This is a genomic window from Streptomyces sp. NBC_00038 (assembly GCF_026343635.1).
GTDB lineage: Bacteria > Actinomycetota > Actinomycetes > Streptomycetales > Streptomycetaceae > Streptomyces.
In genome coordinates this window covers 8,537,527-8,553,648 of record NZ_JAPELQ010000001.1, presented here as the reverse complement: position 1 = coordinate 8,553,648, position 16,122 = coordinate 8,537,527, and the positions used below count along the sequence as shown (strand labels likewise).

The following is a 16,122-nucleotide window of genomic DNA, read 5'->3' as shown; positions in this document are numbered from 1 at the left end:
GGTCCCGTAGATGACTGAGCGCCAGAAGGACCGGCCGTGGCTCATGCGGACCTATGCCGGTCACTCCACGGCAGAAGCGTCGAACGAGCTGTACCGGCGCAACCTCGCCAAGGGGCAGACGGGTCTCTCCGTGGCCTTCGACCTGCCGACGCAGACCGGGTACGACCCCGACCACATCCTCGCCCGCGGCGAGGTCGGCCGGGTCGGCGTGCCGGTCTCGCACCTCGGTGACATGCGCCGGCTGTTCCAGGACATCCCCCTGGAGCAGATGAACACCTCGATGACCATCAACGCCACCGCCATGTGGCTGCTGGCGCTCTACCAGGTCGTCGCCGAGGAGCAGGGCGCGGACATCACCCAGCTCCAGGGGACGACGCAGAACGACATCGTCAAGGAGTACCTGTCGCGGGGGACGCACGTCTTCCCGCCGGTGCCCTCGCTGCGGCTGACCACCGACATGATCACCTACACGGTGAACCACATCCCCAAGTGGAACCCGATCAACATCTGCAGCTACCACCTCCAGGAGGCGGGAGCCACCCCGGTCCAGGAGATCGCGTACGCGATGTCCACCGCGATCGCCGTACTGGACGCGGTGTTCGCGTCCGGGCAGATCGCCGAGGACCGCAAGGGCGACGTGGTCGCGCGTATCTCCTTCTTCGTGAACGCGGGCGTCCGCTTCATCGAGGAGATGTGCAAGATGCGGGCGTTCGGCCGGATCTGGGACCAGATCACCCGCGAGCGGTACGGCATCGAGGACCCCAAGCAGCGGCGCTTCCGGTACGGCGTCCAGGTCAACTCCCTCGGTCTGACCGAGGCTCAGCCGGAGAACAACATCCAGCGGATCGTGCTGGAGATGCTGGCCGTGACGCTCTCCAAGGACGCACGCGCGCGTGCCGTACAACTGCCCGCCTGGAACGAGGCGTTGGGACTGCCCCGGCCCTGGGACCAGCAGTGGTCGCTGCGCATGCAGCAGGTGCTCGCCTACGAGAGCGACCTGCTGGAGTACGCGGACATCTTCGAGGGCTCGCACGTCATCGAGGCCAAGGTGGCCTCCCTGGTGGAGGAGTCGCTGGCCGAGATGGGCCGTATCGAGGAGATGGGCGGCGCGATGGCCGCCGTCGAGTCGGGCTACCTGAAGTCGCAGCTCGTCTCCTCGCACGCCGAGCGCCGGGCCCGTATCGAGTCCGGTCAGGAGAAGATCGTCGGCGTCAACATCTTCGACTCGACCGAGCCGAACCCGCTCACGGCCGACCTGGACGCGGCGATCCAGACGGTCGATCCGGCGGTCGAGGCCCGCGTGGTCGGGGCCCTCCAGAACTGGCGCGACACCCGCTACCAGCCGCCGTTCAACCACCCGCGCCCGTGCAAGGCGCTGGAGCGGCTGAAGGCGGCCGCCAAGGGCACCGACAACCTCATGGAAGCCACCCTGGAGTGCGCGCGCGCCGGCGTCACGACCGGCGAGTGGTCCGGAGCCCTGCGCGAGGTGTTCGGCGAGTTCCGGGCCCCCACCGGTGTCTCGTCCGCGCCCGTCGCGGTCACCGCCGAGGAGGGCACCGCGATGGCGCTGGTGCGCAAGAAGGTGGAGCGGACGGCGCAGGACATGGGCGTCGGCAAGCTCCGCTTCCTGGTGGGCAAGCCGGGCCTGGACGGGCACTCCAACGGCGCCGAGCAGATCGCCGTGCGGGCCCGCGACGCCGGGTTCGAGGTGGTCTACCAGGGCATCCGGCTCACCCCGGAGGAGATCGTGGCCGCGGCCGTAGCCGAGGACGTGCACGGCGTCGGTCTCTCGATCCTGTCCGGCTCGCACGCCCAGTTGGTGCCGGACGTGCTGGAGCGGCTGCGCGAGGCCGGTGCGGCCGACATCCCGGTGATCGCGGGCGGGATCATCCCGAACGCCGACGCCGAACTGCTGCGGGCCGCGGGAGTGGCCGCGGTCTTCACCCCGAAGGACTTCGACATCACCGGAATCATCGGCCGTATCGTCGACGAGATCCGCAAAGCGAACAAGCTCGACCCCCTGGAGGTCCCCGCATGACCGTCAACCGTCTGCGTCCCCGCCGCTCCTGCCTCGCGGTGCCGGGAAGCAACCCCCGCTTCCTGGAGAAGGCGCAGGGCCTCCCCGCGGACCAGGTCTTCCTCGACCTGGAGGACGCGTGCGCGCCGCTCGCCAAGCCCGAGGCGCGGCACACGATCGTCAAGTTCCTCAACGAGGGCGACTGGACGGGCAAGACGAGGGTCGTGCGCGTCAACGACTGGACGACCGAGTGGACGTACCGCGATGTCGTGACGGTTGTCGAGGGCGCCGGTCCGAACCTCGACTGCATCATGCTGCCGAAGGTGCAGGACGCCCAGCAGGTCGTCGCGCTCGACCTGCTGCTGACGCAGATCGAGAAGACGATGGGCTTCGAGGTCGGCAAGATCGGTATCGAGGCGCAGATCGAGAACGCCAAGGGTCTGGTCAACGTCAACGAGATCGCTGCCGCCTCGCCGCGCACCGAGACCATCATCTTCGGCCCGGCCGACTTCATGGCGTCGATCAACATGAAGACCCTGGTCGTGGGCGAACAGCCGCCCGGCTACGGCGCGGACGCCTACCACTACATCCTGATGAAGATCCTGATGGCGGCCCGTACCTACGACCTCCAGGCGATCGACGGCCCGTACCTGCAGATCCGCAACGTGGACGGCTACCGCGAGGTCGCGCAGCGCGCCGCCGCCCTCGGCTTCGACGGCAAGTGGGTGCTGCACCCGGGCCAGGTCGAGGCGTCGAACGAGATCTTCTCGCCCTCTCAGGAGGACTTCGACCACGCCGAACTGATCCTGGACGCCTACGAGTACTGCACGTCCGAGGCGGGCGGCAAGAAGGGCTCCGCGATGCTCGGCGACGAGATGATCGACGAGGCCAGCCGCAAGATGGCGCTCGTCATCTCGGGCAAGGGCCGGGCCGCCGGCATGCAGCGCACGTCCAAGTTCGAAGCCCCGGAGGCCTGAGCACCATGCAGTTCGGACGCACCTACGAGGAGTTCGAGGTCGGCGCGGTCTACAAGCACTGGCCCGGAAAAACGGTCACCGAGTACGACGACCACCTCTTCTGTCTGCTGACCATGAACCACCACCCGCTCCACATGGACAGCAACTACGCGGAGAAGACGACCGACTTCGGGAAGAACGTCGTCGTGGGGAACTACATCTACTCGCTGCTGCTCGGCATGTCGGTCCCCGACGTGTCCGGCAAGGCGATCGCCAACCTGGAGGTCGAGTCGCTGAAGCATGTGGCGCCGACCTTCCACGGCGACACGATCTACGGCGAGACCACCGTCCTCGACAAGACGCCGTCGAGGTCCAAGTCGGACCGCGGGATCGTCTACGTCGAGACCAAGGGATACAAGCAGGACGGCACGCTGGTCTGCGTGTTCCGCCGCAAGGTGATGGTCCCCACCGAGACGTACATCAAGGAGCGCGGCGGCGAGCAGCCCGGCCGCCCCCAGCTCAAGGAGCAGGAGAAGTAGCCATGGCGCGACTCGCCCAGACCGCCGGTCTCACCGAAATCCAGCAGGAGATCCTCTCCACCGTCCGCGACTTCGTGGACAAGGAGATCATCCCGGTCGCCACCGAGCTGGAACACCGCGACGAGTACCCACAGGAGATCGTCGACGGGCTCAAGGAGTTGGGCCTCTTCGGACTGATGATCCCGGAGGAGTACGGCGGTCTGGGCGAGTCCCTCCTGACGTACGCGCTGTGCGTCGAGGAGATCGCCCGCGGCTGGATGTCGGTGTCCGGCATCATCAACACCCACTTCATCGTGGCGTACATGCTCAAGCAGCACGGCACACAGGAGCAGAAGGACTACTTCCTGCCGCGGATGGCGCTGGGCGAGACGCGGGGTGCCTTCTCGATGTCGGAGCCGGCGCTCGGCTCGGATGTCTCGGCGATCACGTCGAAGGCGGTCAGGGACGGCGAGGAATACGTCCTGAACGGTCAGAAGATGTGGCTGACGAACGGCGGCACGTCGAACCTGGTGGCCGTCCTGGTGAAGAGTGACGAAGGACACCCCGAGGGCACCCCGGCCCACAAGTCGATGACGACCTTCCTGGTCGAGAAGGAGCCCGGCTTCGGAGAGGTCCGCCCCGGCCTCACCATCCCCGGGAAGATCGACAAGATGGGCTACAAGGGGGTCGACACCACCGAGCTCATCATGGACGGGCTGCGCATTCCGGCCAATCGGGTACTCGGCGGGACGACCGGCCGAGGGTTTTACCAAATGATGGACGGCGTCGAGGTCGGCCGCGTGAATGTGGCGGCCCGTGGCTGCGGCGTCGCTCAGCGTGCATTTGAGCTGGGTGTCTCCTATGCCCAGCAGCGTCACACTTTCGGCAAGCCGATCGCCCAGCACCAGGCCATCCAGTTCAAGCTGGCCGAGATGGCTACCAAGGTCGAGGCCGCCCATGCGATGATGGTGAATGCAGCACGCAAAAAGGACTCCGGGGAACGAAACGACCTCGAAGCAGGGATGGCGAAGTACCTCGCCTCCGAATACTGCAAGGAAGTAGTCGAGGACGCTTTCCGGATCCACGGCGGCTACGGCTTCTCCAAGGAGTACGAGATCGAGCGTCTCTACCGTGAGGCGCCGATGCTGCTGATCGGCGAAGGTACCGCCGAGATCCAGAAAATGATCATCGGGCGCAGGCTGCTCGAAGAGTATCGACTCCAGGGCTAGATGTCCCGGTTGGGGGTGTTTTCTTCGAGAAGAAGATCACACCCCGTCAGCACTCTTCAGCCGTCGACTCGGCTTCCTGGCTTGCCCAGTTGTGGCCCGCGACCGGTACGATCCCGGGAAAGCCGCCGTCCCCCGTTTTTGCAGCGCGGCATCATCCGCTACGAAGGTCATCCATGCCCCACAGCCAAACCTCTGCACCTCGCGACAGCCTGGCAGGCGTACGCCTCGCGCGCGGAGCATCGCCGTGGCTTCTCCCGACCGTTGCCACCGCAGCCCTCAGCCTGGCACGCGCGCGCCACTCCGGCGTCGCCAAGGCCGTGGCCGTACCCGCCACCGCGCTCGCGGCGGGGATGCTGTGGTTCTTCCGCGACCCAGAGCGCGAGATCACGCAGGGCAGGGTCATCTCGCCCGCCGACGGTGTGGTGCAGAGCATCATGCCGTGGAAGGACGGACGCACCCGCGTCGCGATCTTCATGAGCCCGCTGAACGTCCATGTCAACCGCGCGCCTCTCTCCGGCACGGTGACATCGGTCGAGCACATCCCCGGTGGGTTCGTTCCGGCGTTCAACAAGGAGAGCGAGAACAACGAACGCGTCGTCTGGCACTTCGACACCGAGCTCGGTGACATCGAGATGATCCAGATCGCCGGCGCGGTCGCCCGCCGTATCGTTCCTTATATCCCTCAGGGTACGAAGGTCGAGCAGGGCGAGCGGATCGGCTTGATCCGTTTCGGCTCGCGCGTCGACATCTACCTCCCCGAGGGTGTCGAGGTGGACGTGGAGGTCGGTCAGAAGACCGTGGCTGGGGTGACTCGAATTGACCGTGATTGATCCCGAGACGCAGGCCGGCACCGGCTGGGTGCCGGAGGCCGACGAGGTGGACGACGAAGAGGAGATGCCCCTCTCTCTCCGCCTCTCAATAGCGGACACCCTCACCCTGGGCAACGCGACCTGCGGCTTCATGGCGGTGTACTTCACCACCACCGGCATCCTGATCCCGCACCTCACGGGCAGCCAGGAGACGGGCATGGCACGGCACAGCGCCGCCACGGCCGTCATCCTCATGCTGTGCGCTGCGGTCTTCGACCTCTTCGACGGCCTGGTCGCCCGCAAGCTGCGCTCCTCCCCCATGGGCGCCGAGCTGGACAACCTCTCCGACCTGATCAGCTTCGGGCTCGCTCCGGCGTACTTCGTGCTGGTCTACGGCATGGTCGCGGACGACGCGCATCAGCGGGTGGCGGCGCTGGGGGCCATCGTGGTCCTCCTGGCGGTCGTGCTGAGACTCGCGCGCTTCTCCTGCGTCACGGTCAAGGACGGCACCTTCCAGGGCATGCCATCGCCCTTCGGCGCGCTCACCGTGGTCTCCATCGTGCTCCTGGAGCTGCCGTTCGTCGCCACGCTCATGGCGATCCTCGGCACCGCCTGGCTGATGGTGAGCCGGGTCGAGTACCCCAAGCCGCGGGGTCGCCTCGCGATCGCGATGCTCTCCTGGATCGTCGTCAGCATGGGCCTCCTCGTGGCCTGGGCCTTCGACGCTCCCAGCGGGATACTGCTGCTGCAGACCGGGTGCGCGTTGCAGCTGGTCATGGGCGCGGTGATTCCCCTCTTCGCCACGGCTCGGAAGGTCAACAACTTCCGGGACAACCGGCGTGAGGCGCGGGCGGCTCAGCTGCCGTAGCGCTTGTACGTGCCTCGCTTGTATGTGCCGAAGGGCCCCGAACCACACGGTTCGGGGCCCTTCGGCTTTGTCGGGGCCCTTCGGCTCTCTCGGGTCCTCCGGCCTCGGCGTCACGCCCCCGGCGTGTAGCCCTCGGCCGCCGTCGAGGCCGCCGCCTCCCGTACCACCGTCATCCCGCCCACGGCGCTCTTGTCCGGCTTCAGGATGATGCTCTGCTTCGAGGACGGGGACTTCGGGTCGCTGAAGTCCTGGGTGACGCCGAAGCCCGGGTCGAAGGCGTCGATCGTCAGCAGGGCCTTGTCGACGCCCTCGCGGGTGAGGTCCTTGCTCTCGCAGGCCTTCTTCAGGGCCTCGCCGAAGGCGGCCGCCGCGGTCCAGCCGGCCACCACACCGTTGTCGAGGGAGTCCTTCGGGTAGGCCGCCTTGTAGTCCTCGACGAGCTTCTTGCCCTCCGGGGTGTCGGCGCCGATGGGGAGAGAGGGCGAGGCCACGTAGTAGTTCGCCGTCAGGGCCGGGCCCGCCTGGGTGGCCAGCAGCTGCGGGGCGAAGGCCGAGTTGTTGCCGATGATCGGCACATTGAACTGTCCGGCCGCCGCGACACCGACGAGCGAGGCCGCCTGGCGCGGGCCCGCGCTGATCACGATCGCCTTGACCCCGGCCTGCTTGAGGGCGGCGACCTGGGCGGTCATGTCGTTGTCGGTCGGCTTGATCTTCTGCTCGACGACGGTGAGCCCGGACTCCTTCGCCATGTACTTGGAGCCGACCAGGGCGTTCTCGCCGTAGTCCCCCTCGAAGTACACATGGCCGATCTTGTCGCCCTCCTTGATGCCCTTCTCCTTGATCAGGAAGTCGACGGCGTTGATCGTCTCGATGTCGTACGTGGATCCGATGACCCGGATGTACGGGCTGCCCAGCAAGGTGGCCGACCAGGCCTGCGGCATCACGAGCCCCTTGTCCTGGCCGTCCACGCGCTGCTTCACGGCGGCGACGAACGGCGAGCCGATGAACTGGGTGAAGCCCAGCACCTTGGGTGCCAGCTCCGTGTACCCGGAGACCGCCTTCTGCGGGTCGTAGCCGTGGTCGCGGACGGTGAGCGCCAGCTGGTAGCCGCAGACGCCGCCGTCGGCGTTGACCTGCTTCACGTAGAGCTGCTGGGCCTGCGTGACGCTCTTGCCGAGGGTGGCGTAGACGCCGGTCATGTCGGTGAGCGCGCCGAGGGTGATGGTCTTGCCGGAGATGCCGTCGCCGGTCTTCACCCCGCCGGCAGCCGTCTCCTTGTCGTCGTCCCCGTCCTTGGCCTTGGAGCTGCACCCGGCCAGCACGAGCAGGGCGGCCAGCGTCCCGGCGGCCACCCTTGCCACGTATGTCCTTCTCATCGTTCCTCCCCTGGAGTGGGCCTTGAGCCGTTCGGCTTGGTGCGACGCCGGGCGGCGACCCTGATCAGGCCGCCCGGCAGGAAGAGCACCACCGCCACGACGGCGGCGCCGTAGAGGTAGCGGGATGCCTCGCCCGGTGCGATCCCGCCGGTGCCGGGGTCGGAGACCAGGGGCAGCGCGTCGCTGTAGCGGGTCAGCAGCTGCGGCAGCAGGGAGACGAACACGGCCCCGACCACCGCCCCGGCGACCGAGCCGAGTCCGCCGATCACGATCATGGCGAGGTATTCGAGCGAGAGGATCATGCCGAAGTAGTCCGGCACAGTCCGCTGGAAGATCAGCGCGAGCAGGACCCCGGCCAGGCCCGCGTACATCGAGGACAGCACGAAGACCGCGGCGCGGTAGCGGGCGACCGGCACGCCGATCACCCCGGCCGCGATCCGGTGGTCGCGGATCGCGTTCATGGCGCGCCCCGGCCGGCCACGCAGCACCCCGCGGGCGAAGAGCGCACAGCCGAGCAGCATCACGAGGCCCGCGTACCAGAGCTTCTCGGCGGAGCCGAACGGCACGGCGGCGACGACGAGTTCACGGTCGTCGAAGGTGAGCCCGAAGATGCTCAGGGGTGGTACGTCGCGGCCGTTGAAGCCGCCCGTCAGATCGCGCGCGTTGAACAGCACGTGCTGGCCGATGAAGATCAGGGCGAGGGTGGCGATGCCGAGATAGGCGCCGCGCAGCCGTCCCGCGATGGGGCTGAAGAGCCCGCCCGCGACACCTGCGGCCAGTACGGCCAGGACGGTGGCGAGCCAGGTCGGCAACCCGAGCCCGGTCAGTCCGTCGCCTCCGTCACCGGCGAACACGCAGTAGCCGTACGCCCCGACCGCCAGGAAGAAGGCGTGCCCCATGGAGAGCTGTCCGGTCGCGCCGGTGAGGAGGTTGATGCCGATCGCGCCGATCGCGGCGGCCATCGCGAACAGGCCCGCCTGGAGCCAGAAGCGGTCCAGGTAGAAGGGCAGGGCGAGCAGCAGGACGGCGCCCGCGGCCCAGACGTATGTGCGGGGACGGGTGAACCACAGCGGTGGAGCGTCGCTCCTGCGGGTGCTTGCGAGTACCTCAGACACGGGCGAGCTCCTTCGTGCCGAAGAGCCCGGCGGGCCGGATGAGCAGGATCGCGACCATGACGAGGTACGGGGCGAGATCGCCGAGTCCCCTGCCCAGGAAGGTCAGATCGCTCTGGTATCCGGTGGCGAGGGACTCCGTGATCCCCACGAGCAGACCGCCGACCAGCGCACCCGTCGTCGAGTCGAGGCCCCCGAGGATCGCTGCCGGGAACGCCTTCAGCGCGGCCAGCGAGGTGGCCCGCTCCAGGCCCGGTGTCGGGAAGACGGTGAGGAACAGCGCGGCGACCGCGGCGAGTCCACCGGCCACCGCCCAGGCGCCGAGCGACACCCGCCCGAGCCGTACGCCCATGAGAGCGGCGGTCTCCGGGCTTTCGGCGGCTGCGCGCATCGCCACGCCCCACGAGGTGTACCGGAAGGCCAGCAGGAAGGCGGTGATGAGCAGGGCCGCGGCCACGAACGCGGCGATCCGCGTGTGCGCGAGGGAGACCGGCCCGACGGTGAGCACGGCGTCGCCCCACGGGTCGCCGAGCGGGAGTACGTCGGTGCCGATACGGCGGGTCAGTTCGGTGGTGAGCAGGATGTCGACGCCGATGGTGACGATGGCGAGGACACTGTGGTCGGACCCCCGGTAGCGGCGCATCACCAGGAACTCCACCGCCGCCCCCACCAGCGCGGCGCCCGCGATCCCGGCGAGCAGCGCGGGCCAGAAGCCGATGTCGTCGTGGAGGGAGGCGGTGACGTAGCCGCCCGCGAGCAGCAGCGAGGCGTGGGCGAAGTTCACGACCTCGGTGGCGCGGAAGATGACGACGAAGCCGAGGGCGATGAGGGCGTAGACGGAGCCCAACGAGACGCCGTTGAGGAGGAGTTCGGCGAAGGTGCTCATGAGGCGGTCTCCTCGCCGTCGAGGCGGTCGCTTTCGGTGCGGTCGCGATCGGTGTCGGTGTCGGTGCGGCGCTCGTCCGCACTCTCGCCGTCCGCACGCTCGCCCAGGTAGGCCCGTACGACCGCCGGATCCTTCTGTACGTCGACGGGGGCGCCGTCGGCGATCAGGCGGCCGAAGTCCAGTACGGTCACCGCGTCCGCGAGCCGCATCACCACCCCCATGTCGTGTTCGACCAGCACGATCGAGATGCCGAGGCTGTCGCGGACGCCCGCGACGACCGCGGCGGTGCGGCGTCGTTCGTCGGCGGTCATGCCCGCGACCGGCTCGTCGAGAAGCAGGAGGCGGGGCTCCATGCACAGGGCGCGGGCGAGTTCGGCGAGCTTCTGCTGCCCGTACGGGAGCGAACCCGCCGGGCGGCCGAGTTGCTGTTCAAGACCCACGAACTCGGCTATCTCCCGCACGCGTTCACGGTGCCGGCGCTCCTCGCGGGCCGCCGCGGGCAGCCGCAGCCCCGCGGCGAGGAAGCCGGTTCGCGTCAGCCGGTGGCGGCCGAGCAGCAGGCTGTCCTCGACCGTGGCCTGCGGCGGCAGGGCGAGGTTCTGGAAGATCCGGGCCACGCCCAGGCCCGCGATGCGGTGCGGGGGCAGGCCGGTCAGCTCGTGCTCGCCGAACCGGACGCTGCCGGAGGCGGGCCGGCAGACACCGGACAGCACGTTGAAACAAGTGGACTTGCCGGCGCCGTTGGGGCCGATGAGGGCGTGCACGGTGCCGGGGCGGACGGTGAAGCTGACGGCGTCGAGGGCGGTCAGGCCGGCGAAGCGGACCGTCAACTCCCTTACGTGGAGCGGCGGGACATCGGTGTCGGCCGGGTCCATCGCGGGCGTCACCCCTTCCACCTGGGCAGTGTCGGGTGGGTGGCGCGGGCCTGGGAGGCGTCTTCGGCCGCGTCCTCGTCGACGACGCCCAGATAGCGGCGGCGCACCTCGTCGGAGGCGGCGAGCTCGTCGGCCGGGCCCGAGAGGGTCACTTCGCCGACTTCGAGGACGTACGCGCGGGAGGCGAGCCGCAGGGCGAGTGCGGCGTTCTGCTCGACGAGCAGGACCGAGGTGCCCTGGGCGTTGATCTCCCGTACGGTGTCGGCGATCCGCCGGGCCATCAACGGGGCGAGCCCGAGGGACGGTTCGTCGAGCAGGAGCACCTTGGGAGTGGCCATCAGAGCGCGGGCGACCGCGAGCATCTGCTGTTCGCCGCCCGAGAGGAGTCCAGCCCGCTGCTGTGCGCGTTCGGCGAGGACGGGGAACAGGTCGTGCACACGGCGCAGTGCAGCCGCTCGCTCCGCCCGGCCGCCCACGGCTCCGAGCGCTCCGGCCCGCAGATTGTCCGCGACCGTCATCCGGGCGAACACCCGCCGCCCTTCCGGCACTTGGGACACCCCTGCGGCCACCACCCGGTCCGGGGCCAGCCGGTCGAGCGGCCGTCCGCCGAGGACGACCGTGCCGCCGGTCACCGCTCCCCCGTGGAAGGAGAGGGTCCGGCACACCGCCCGCAGGAGCGTCGACTTGCCCGCGCCGTTGCTGCCGAGGACGGTGACCACGGCTCCCTCGGGCACCTCCAGAGAGACCCCGCGCAGTGCGCGTACGGGGCCGTATCCGACCGACAGATCCCGTACGAGCAGAGCGGAACCGCCCATGACACCTCCACCTCCCGCTGTCCTCGCCCGGTGTGGCGCTCACCTCAGCACCGGTCCAGGCGCCCGTCCACGGGGTGCGGGCGAAACGCGGCGGGTGCCCAGAGGTCGTGCCCGGCCGTTGTGCACGCGCACAACACCGCGTGTCAGGGGCCTGTGCGGCAGGCCCTCCCGGTGACATCCTCCGGCCATGGGAGGGCGCCGACCGCGGACCGGTCATGACTGGAAGCTGCTCGCGGAGTCCTGCGCGACTCTGCTGGAACGGCTGCCCGAGCTCGTCGACGAGCACCTGCGGCAGCTCACCGAGTACTCCCCCGTCTACGGACAGGTGCTGCCTTACGACGAGCAATGGCGGGAGGCGGAGACCGCGATGCGCATCGGCATCGAGACGCTCTCCGCGCCGCGGGACTCGCCACGCCGCGATCTGGAGTACGCCGAGGACGCCGGCCGCCGCCGTGCCCAGCAGGGGATTCCGCTGGAGCTGCTCGTGCACGCCTACCGCAGCGCGGGCTATCTCGTGTGGGACGCGCTGATGGAGGGCGCGGCCGGGCGGGAGCCGGAGCGGCTCGCGATGCTCATGCGTTCGGCGACCATGGTGTGGTCCGCCGTGGACGCGCAGGCCGCGACCGCCACGGAGGCGTACCGGGCCACCGAGATGGAGCTGCGGCGGCGAACCGACGAGCAGCTGCAGGCGCTGCTCGACGCCCTGCTCGAAGGGCAGCAGACGCCCGGGCTCGCGGCACGCGCCGCCGCCGGGCTCGATCTGCCGGAGCGCGGGCCGTACGCCGTGGTGGTACTGCGTGCCGAGCGCCATGACGGACGGGACGCGTGTCCTCGGCCCGTGCTGGGTGCGGGGCTGCGGTTCATCTGGCGGATGCGGGCAGACTGCGAGGTGGGCGTAGTCGCCCTGGGAGCCGGGCAGGGGCTCGACGGGGTGGCCCGGCTCCTTGACGGGCGGTGTCAGGGTCCTGGCGGTATCAGTCCCGTGGTGGCCGGGCTCGCCGAGCTGGGGCGGGCCCGGCGGCTCGCCGAGCTGGCGCTGCGGACCTGTCCGCCGGACGCCACCGATGTCGTACGCCTCGACCAGCGGATGCCGACCGCGCTCGTCGTCAGCCAGCCGGAGCTGGCGGCTCGCCTTGTGTCCGACGTGTTCGGGGAGCTGCTGGAGCTCGAGCCCGGCGACCGGGCCGTGCTCCTCGAGACCCTCGACGTGTGGCTCTCCTGCGAGGGCTCCGCCGGGCGGGCCGCGGGGCGTCTGTACTGCCACCGGAACACGGTGTTCAACCGCCTGAGGCGCCTGGAACAGCTGACCTCGCGGTCGCTGGCGCGGCCTCGGGATCTGATCGAGATGACGTTGGCGTTGGATGCGTATCGGTTGTCGGGGGTGGGGCGGTGAGACGGTTTTTCGCCCCCTCCGCCCCTGCCCGTCCCGTACCTGGGGGCTGCGCCCCCAGACCCCCGCTATCGGCCTGGACGGCCTCGTCCTCAAACGCCGGACGGGCTAAAAGATCTCCAGCTCCGGCCGGGGAAAGATTCAGCCCCTCCGGCGTTTGAGGAGCGGGGTCTGGGGCGGAGCCCCAGGAACAAGGGACGGGTAGGGGCGGAGGGGGCGAAAAAACCACCCCCACCCCCAGCGCCCCCTCAGCTCAAAAAGTCCCGCCCAATGTTCTCCGCCACCCGCTCCAGAATCGGCCCCGCATCCTCGATGCACTTCGCGACATCGGGCTCCACCTCGGTGAGGGGGTACGCGCGGCGGATGCCGGCCTTGCCGAGGGCCTCCGGGCGGAGGCCGAGGCGGCCGCAGACCGCGACGACCTCCTTGCCCGCGGCACGGGCGGCGGCAGCGACCCCGGCGGGAGCCTTCCCGTGCAGGGTCTGCTCATCGAGCGACCCCTCACCGGTGATGACCAACGTGGCCCGCTCCAGCGCGGGCGCGAAGCCGAGAACGTCGAGCATGACCTCGATACCGGGCCGGAAGCGCGCACCGAGGACGAGCGCCCCGTACCCGATACCCCCCGCGGCCCCGGCCCCGGGCGCCGCCGCGTACTCGGCGGCCTTGGAACCGATGGCCTTCTCCAGAACGGCAGCGAAATGGGCGAGAGAGGCGTCCAGGACCGCCACGTCGTCGGGCCCAGCCCCCTTCTGGGGGCCGTACACGGCAGGCGCGCCCTTGGGCCCGGTGAGCGGGTTGTCCACGTCGGAGGCGAGAACGAAGTCGACCGAGGAGAGCCGCGCGTCGAGGCCGGACAGATCGGCGGTCACGACATCGCTCAGCGCGCCACCACCGGGCGCGACGGGCTCACCGTCCGCGTCCAGGAACCGCGCCCCGAGCGCGGACAGCATCCCCGCACCCCCGTCGGTGGTGGCACTGCCGCCCACACCGAAGACGATGGCCCCCGCCCCCGCGTCCAGCGCGGCCCGCAGCAGCTCTCCGGAGCCGTACGTCGAGGACGTGAGCGGCGCGAAGACCCCGGAGGGCAGCCGCTGCAGCCCGCTGGCCTCCGCCATCTCCACGACCGCCGTGTCGCCGCGCAGCGCGAACGCCGCCGTGACCTCGTCACCGAGCGGCCCGGCGACCCGCACCTCACGCCGCTCGAACCCGGCGGCGACCGCCGCGTCGACTGTCCCGTCACCGCCGTCGGCCACCGGCAGCGCCTCGACCTCGACATGCGGCGCGACGCGGCGCAGCCCGGCCGTCACACGCTCGGCGACCTGCACGGCCGTGAGCGATCCCTTGAACTTGTCCGCGGCGATCAGCACACGCGCCGCCTGCCGAGTCCGATTCACAGCAGCGTCCGCCACCTTGCATCCCCTTGCTTTCGGCCTTGCTCACGTCAAGGCAGTCGCGCCGCTGCGACCTTAACCGGAGGAAGCCCCCGCCGTCATGCCCCGCCCGGACCGCGGAACACCGCGCACCACCGTCCGGAATTGGGTAAACCGGAGCTATGACCTCTGTGGGCACTGAGCTCGCCGACCGCATCCATGGGGGCTGGCTGGGCCGGATCGCGGGCAACATGCTCGGCAAACCGGTCGAGCAGGGCGACCACTGGACGCGGGACCGGATCGACCGCTATCTGCGGCAGGCCGCGGCCCTGCCCCTCACCGACTACCTTCCCGAACCCGCCGCCGACGGTGGCGGGAGCGGCGAGTTCGAGCTCCGGCCCGAGTGGCGGCAATGCGTACGCGGCCGTATCCACGGCAGCTGCCGCGACGACGACGTGGACTACGCGATCCTCGGGCTCGATCTCCTGGAGACGCACGGCTTCGGCTTCAGCACCGAGCAGGTCGGTGACCTGTGGCTGCTGCGGCTGCCGTATCTGCAGACGTTCACCGCGGAGCGGGCCGCGTACCGGAACCTCGCCAATGGCATCAAACCGCCGCTGACAGCGACGTACGACAATCCCTACCAGGAGTGGATCGGGGCTCTCATCCGCGCCGACGTCTACGGCTGGACCCACCCGGACTCACCGCGCCACGCGGCCTCGCTCGCCCGCCGCGACGCCGTCCTCTCCCACACCGGTAACGGCGTCTACGGCGCGATGTGGGCGGCGGCGCTGATCTCCGCGGCCTTCACCGCGCCGAGCGTGCGGCACGCGCTGGACACGGCGCTCACGGTGATCCCCGCGAGCTGCCGCCTCGCGCGGACCGTACGACGGGTGATCACGCTCCACGAGACCCGGATGACCTGGGACGACACACTCACGACCGTCTCCGAGGAGACCGCGGGGCTCGGCTGGATCCACACGATTCCGAACGCCGCGGTCCTCACGGCCGGGCTCCTGTACGGCGACGGCGACTTCACCCGCACCATCACGCTGACCGTCCGTGGCGGCCTGGACACGGACTCGAACGGCGCGACCGCGGGCTCGGTGGCGGGTGTCCTGTGCGGAGCAGCGGCGATCCCCTCGCAGTGGCGGGACCCGCTGGAGGACACCGTACGCACTGCGGTGTTCGGCTTCGACGGGGCGCGGATCAGTGAGCTGGCGGAGCGCACCGCCCGGCTGGTGGAGGCCTAGCCGGGCGGCACGGGAATAGGTGCGGGCCCCCACGTCGGCACGAACTCCCGCAGCCCGCAGCCCGCAGCCCGCAGCATCAGCCGGTCACGCGATCCCAGGCTCGTTACCCTTCGTGAGTGACCACTCAAGACTTCGCCACGTACATCGCGGGCCTCCCCCGCGTCCTCGCCGGGGCCGCCGCCCTCTTCCGTGACACCGACGGGCGTGTCCTGCTCGTCGAGCCGAACTACCGTGACGGCTGGGCACTTCCGGGTGGCACGGTCGAATCGGACGACGGGGAGACTCCGCGCCAGGGCGCCCGTCGGGAGACCGCCGAGGAGATCGGCCTCGACATCGAACTCGGCCGACTGCTCGCGGTGGACTGGGTGCACGGCACGGCGAGGCCCCCGCTGGTGGCGTACCTCTACGACGGTGGAGTCCTCGCCGAGAGTGACTTCAAGGCGATCCGGCTGCAGGAGGAGGAGTTGCTGTCGTGGCGTCTCGTCCCGCGGGACGAGCTGGCCGAGTACCTGCCGGGTGCGCTGGGCCGTCGCGTCATGACCGCGCTCGATGTGCTGACGGAGGGCACGGGGACGGCGGAGTTGGAGAACGGACACCGGGTCGGCTGACGCCGCGAGCGGACTTCGGCAGGCCGACCCCTCACGCCAC

15 protein-coding genes are annotated in these 16,122 nt (G+C 69.8%); 9 read left to right on the top strand and 6 right to left on the bottom strand.

All coding sequences use genetic code 11. From position 1 onward, the window contains the following. The first annotated feature begins 10 nt into the window (after positions 1 to 10). The 6 genes from OG219_RS38475 to pssA all read left to right on the top strand — a co-directional run bounded on the left by OG219_RS38475 (position 11) and on the right by pssA (position 6,397). Complete coding sequence (locus OG219_RS38475; RefSeq protein ID WP_266834554.1) at positions 11 to 2,038, top strand: protein meaA; 2,028 nt, start codon at positions 11 to 13, stop codon at positions 2,036 to 2,038. After that, positions 2,035 to 2,994 (top strand): CoA ester lyase, encoded by a 960-nt coding sequence (locus tag OG219_RS38470; RefSeq protein ID WP_266473540.1) that lies wholly within the window; start codon positions 2,035 to 2,037, stop codon positions 2,992 to 2,994. The genes OG219_RS38475 and OG219_RS38470 overlap by 4 nt, the downstream gene beginning before the upstream one ends. Positions 2,995 to 2,999: 5 nt before the next feature. Next, entirely contained in the window at positions 3,000 to 3,512 is a 513-nt protein-coding gene (locus OG219_RS38465) for a MaoC family dehydratase (RefSeq protein WP_266834552.1), read from the top strand. A 2-nt stretch (positions 3,513 to 3,514) separates the two neighbouring features. Further along, complete coding sequence (locus tag OG219_RS38460; protein ID WP_266834550.1) at positions 3,515 to 4,720, top strand: acyl-CoA dehydrogenase family protein; 1,206 nt, start codon at positions 3,515 to 3,517, stop codon at positions 4,718 to 4,720. A 173-nt stretch (positions 4,721 to 4,893) separates the two neighbouring features. Continuing rightward, positions 4,894 to 5,550 (top strand): phosphatidylserine decarboxylase, encoded by a 657-nt coding sequence (locus OG219_RS38455; RefSeq protein WP_266473544.1) that lies wholly within the window; start codon positions 4,894 to 4,896, stop codon positions 5,548 to 5,550. 28 nt (positions 5,551 to 5,578) lie between these two features. Further along, positions 5,579 to 6,397: a CDP-diacylglycerol--serine O-phosphatidyltransferase gene (gene pssA / locus OG219_RS38450; RefSeq protein ID WP_266474991.1), complete on the top strand. Its 819-nt coding sequence runs from the start codon at positions 5,579 to 5,581 to the stop codon at positions 6,395 to 6,397. A gap of 110 nt (positions 6,398 to 6,507) precedes the next feature. Here pssA and OG219_RS38445 read toward each other — a convergent pair whose 3' ends face one another. The 5 genes from OG219_RS38445 to OG219_RS38425 are packed head-to-tail and all read right to left on the bottom strand — an operon-like array spanning position 6,508 to position 11,461. After that, on the bottom strand, positions 6,508 to 7,773 hold the full coding sequence (locus tag OG219_RS38445) for an ABC transporter substrate-binding protein (RefSeq protein WP_266834548.1): 1,266 nt from the start codon (positions 7,771 to 7,773) through the stop codon (positions 6,508 to 6,510). After that, a complete protein-coding gene (locus OG219_RS38440; protein WP_266836377.1) occupies positions 7,770 to 8,843 on the bottom strand; it encodes a branched-chain amino acid ABC transporter permease in 1,074 nt (357 codons plus the stop codon). The genes OG219_RS38445 and OG219_RS38440 overlap by 4 nt, the downstream gene beginning before the upstream one ends. A gap of 37 nt (positions 8,844 to 8,880) precedes the next feature. Next, positions 8,881 to 9,771, bottom strand: coding sequence for a branched-chain amino acid ABC transporter permease (locus OG219_RS38435; protein ID WP_266834546.1), 891 nt, complete (start codon positions 9,769 to 9,771; stop codon positions 8,881 to 8,883). After that, on the bottom strand, positions 9,768 to 10,646 hold the full coding sequence (locus tag OG219_RS38430) for an ABC transporter ATP-binding protein (protein ID WP_266836376.1): 879 nt from the start codon (positions 10,644 to 10,646) through the stop codon (positions 9,768 to 9,770). Before OG219_RS38430 ends, OG219_RS38435 begins: the two co-directional genes overlap by 4 nt. Positions 10,647 to 10,654: 8 nt before the next feature. Next, the gene (locus OG219_RS38425; protein ID WP_266834544.1) at positions 10,655 to 11,461 is read right to left on the bottom strand and encodes an ABC transporter ATP-binding protein; all 807 of its coding nucleotides are present in this window, start codon (positions 11,459 to 11,461) and stop codon (positions 10,655 to 10,657) included. A gap of 187 nt (positions 11,462 to 11,648) precedes the next feature. On the opposite strand from OG219_RS38425, the gene OG219_RS38420 reads away from it, so the two are divergent. Continuing rightward, on the top strand, positions 11,649 to 12,854 hold the full coding sequence (locus OG219_RS38420; RefSeq protein ID WP_266834542.1) for a CdaR family transcriptional regulator: 1,206 nt from the start codon (positions 11,649 to 11,651) through the stop codon (positions 12,852 to 12,854). 245 nt (positions 12,855 to 13,099) lie between these two features. Here the strand turns inward: OG219_RS38420 and OG219_RS38415 are convergent, their stop codons facing one another. Further along, positions 13,100 to 14,218, bottom strand: coding sequence for a glycerate kinase (locus OG219_RS38415; RefSeq protein ID WP_266836375.1), 1,119 nt, complete (start codon positions 14,216 to 14,218; stop codon positions 13,100 to 13,102). 185 nt (positions 14,219 to 14,403) lie between these two features. Here OG219_RS38415 and OG219_RS38410 point away from each other — a divergent pair, with 185 nt between their 5' ends. Both OG219_RS38410 and OG219_RS38405 read left to right on the top strand, forming a co-directional pair. Beyond that, positions 14,404 to 15,474 (top strand): ADP-ribosylglycohydrolase family protein, encoded by a 1,071-nt coding sequence (locus tag OG219_RS38410; RefSeq protein WP_266834540.1) that lies wholly within the window; start codon positions 14,404 to 14,406, stop codon positions 15,472 to 15,474. A gap of 116 nt (positions 15,475 to 15,590) precedes the next feature. Further along, complete coding sequence (locus tag OG219_RS38405; protein ID WP_266834538.1) at positions 15,591 to 16,082, top strand: NUDIX hydrolase; 492 nt, start codon at positions 15,591 to 15,593, stop codon at positions 16,080 to 16,082. Positions 16,083 to 16,122: the final 40 nt, after the last annotated feature.

Excerpts from the sequence above, each read along its gene's own strand:
- OG219_RS38475 (WP_266834554.1), top strand. The coding sequence starts at position 11 with ATGACTGAGCGCCAGAAGGACCGGCCGTGGCTCATGCGGACCTATGCC.
- OG219_RS38470 (WP_266473540.1), top strand. The coding sequence starts at position 2,035 with ATGACCGTCAACCGTCTGCGTCCCCGCCGCTCCTGCCTCGCGGTGCCG.
- OG219_RS38465 (WP_266834552.1), top strand. The coding sequence starts at position 3,000 with ATGCAGTTCGGACGCACCTACGAGGAGTTCGAGGTCGGCGCGGTCTAC.
- OG219_RS38460 (WP_266834550.1), top strand. The coding sequence starts at position 3,515 with ATGGCGCGACTCGCCCAGACCGCCGGTCTCACCGAAATCCAGCAGGAG.
- OG219_RS38455 (WP_266473544.1), top strand. The coding sequence starts at position 4,894 with ATGCCCCACAGCCAAACCTCTGCACCTCGCGACAGCCTGGCAGGCGTA.
- OG219_RS38445 (WP_266834548.1), bottom strand. The coding sequence starts at position 7,773 with ATGAGAAGGACATACGTGGCAAGGGTGGCCGCCGGGACGCTGGCCGCC.
- OG219_RS38435 (WP_266834546.1), bottom strand. The coding sequence starts at position 9,771 with ATGAGCACCTTCGCCGAACTCCTCCTCAACGGCGTCTCGTTGGGCTCC.
- OG219_RS38430 (WP_266836376.1), bottom strand. The coding sequence starts at position 10,646 with ATGGACCCGGCCGACACCGATGTCCCGCCGCTCCACGTAAGGGAGTTG.
- OG219_RS38425 (WP_266834544.1), bottom strand. The coding sequence starts at position 11,461 with ATGGGCGGTTCCGCTCTGCTCGTACGGGATCTGTCGGTCGGATACGGC.
- OG219_RS38420 (WP_266834542.1), top strand. The coding sequence starts at position 11,649 with ATGGGAGGGCGCCGACCGCGGACCGGTCATGACTGGAAGCTGCTCGCG.
- OG219_RS38410 (WP_266834540.1), top strand. The coding sequence starts at position 14,404 with ATGACCTCTGTGGGCACTGAGCTCGCCGACCGCATCCATGGGGGCTGG.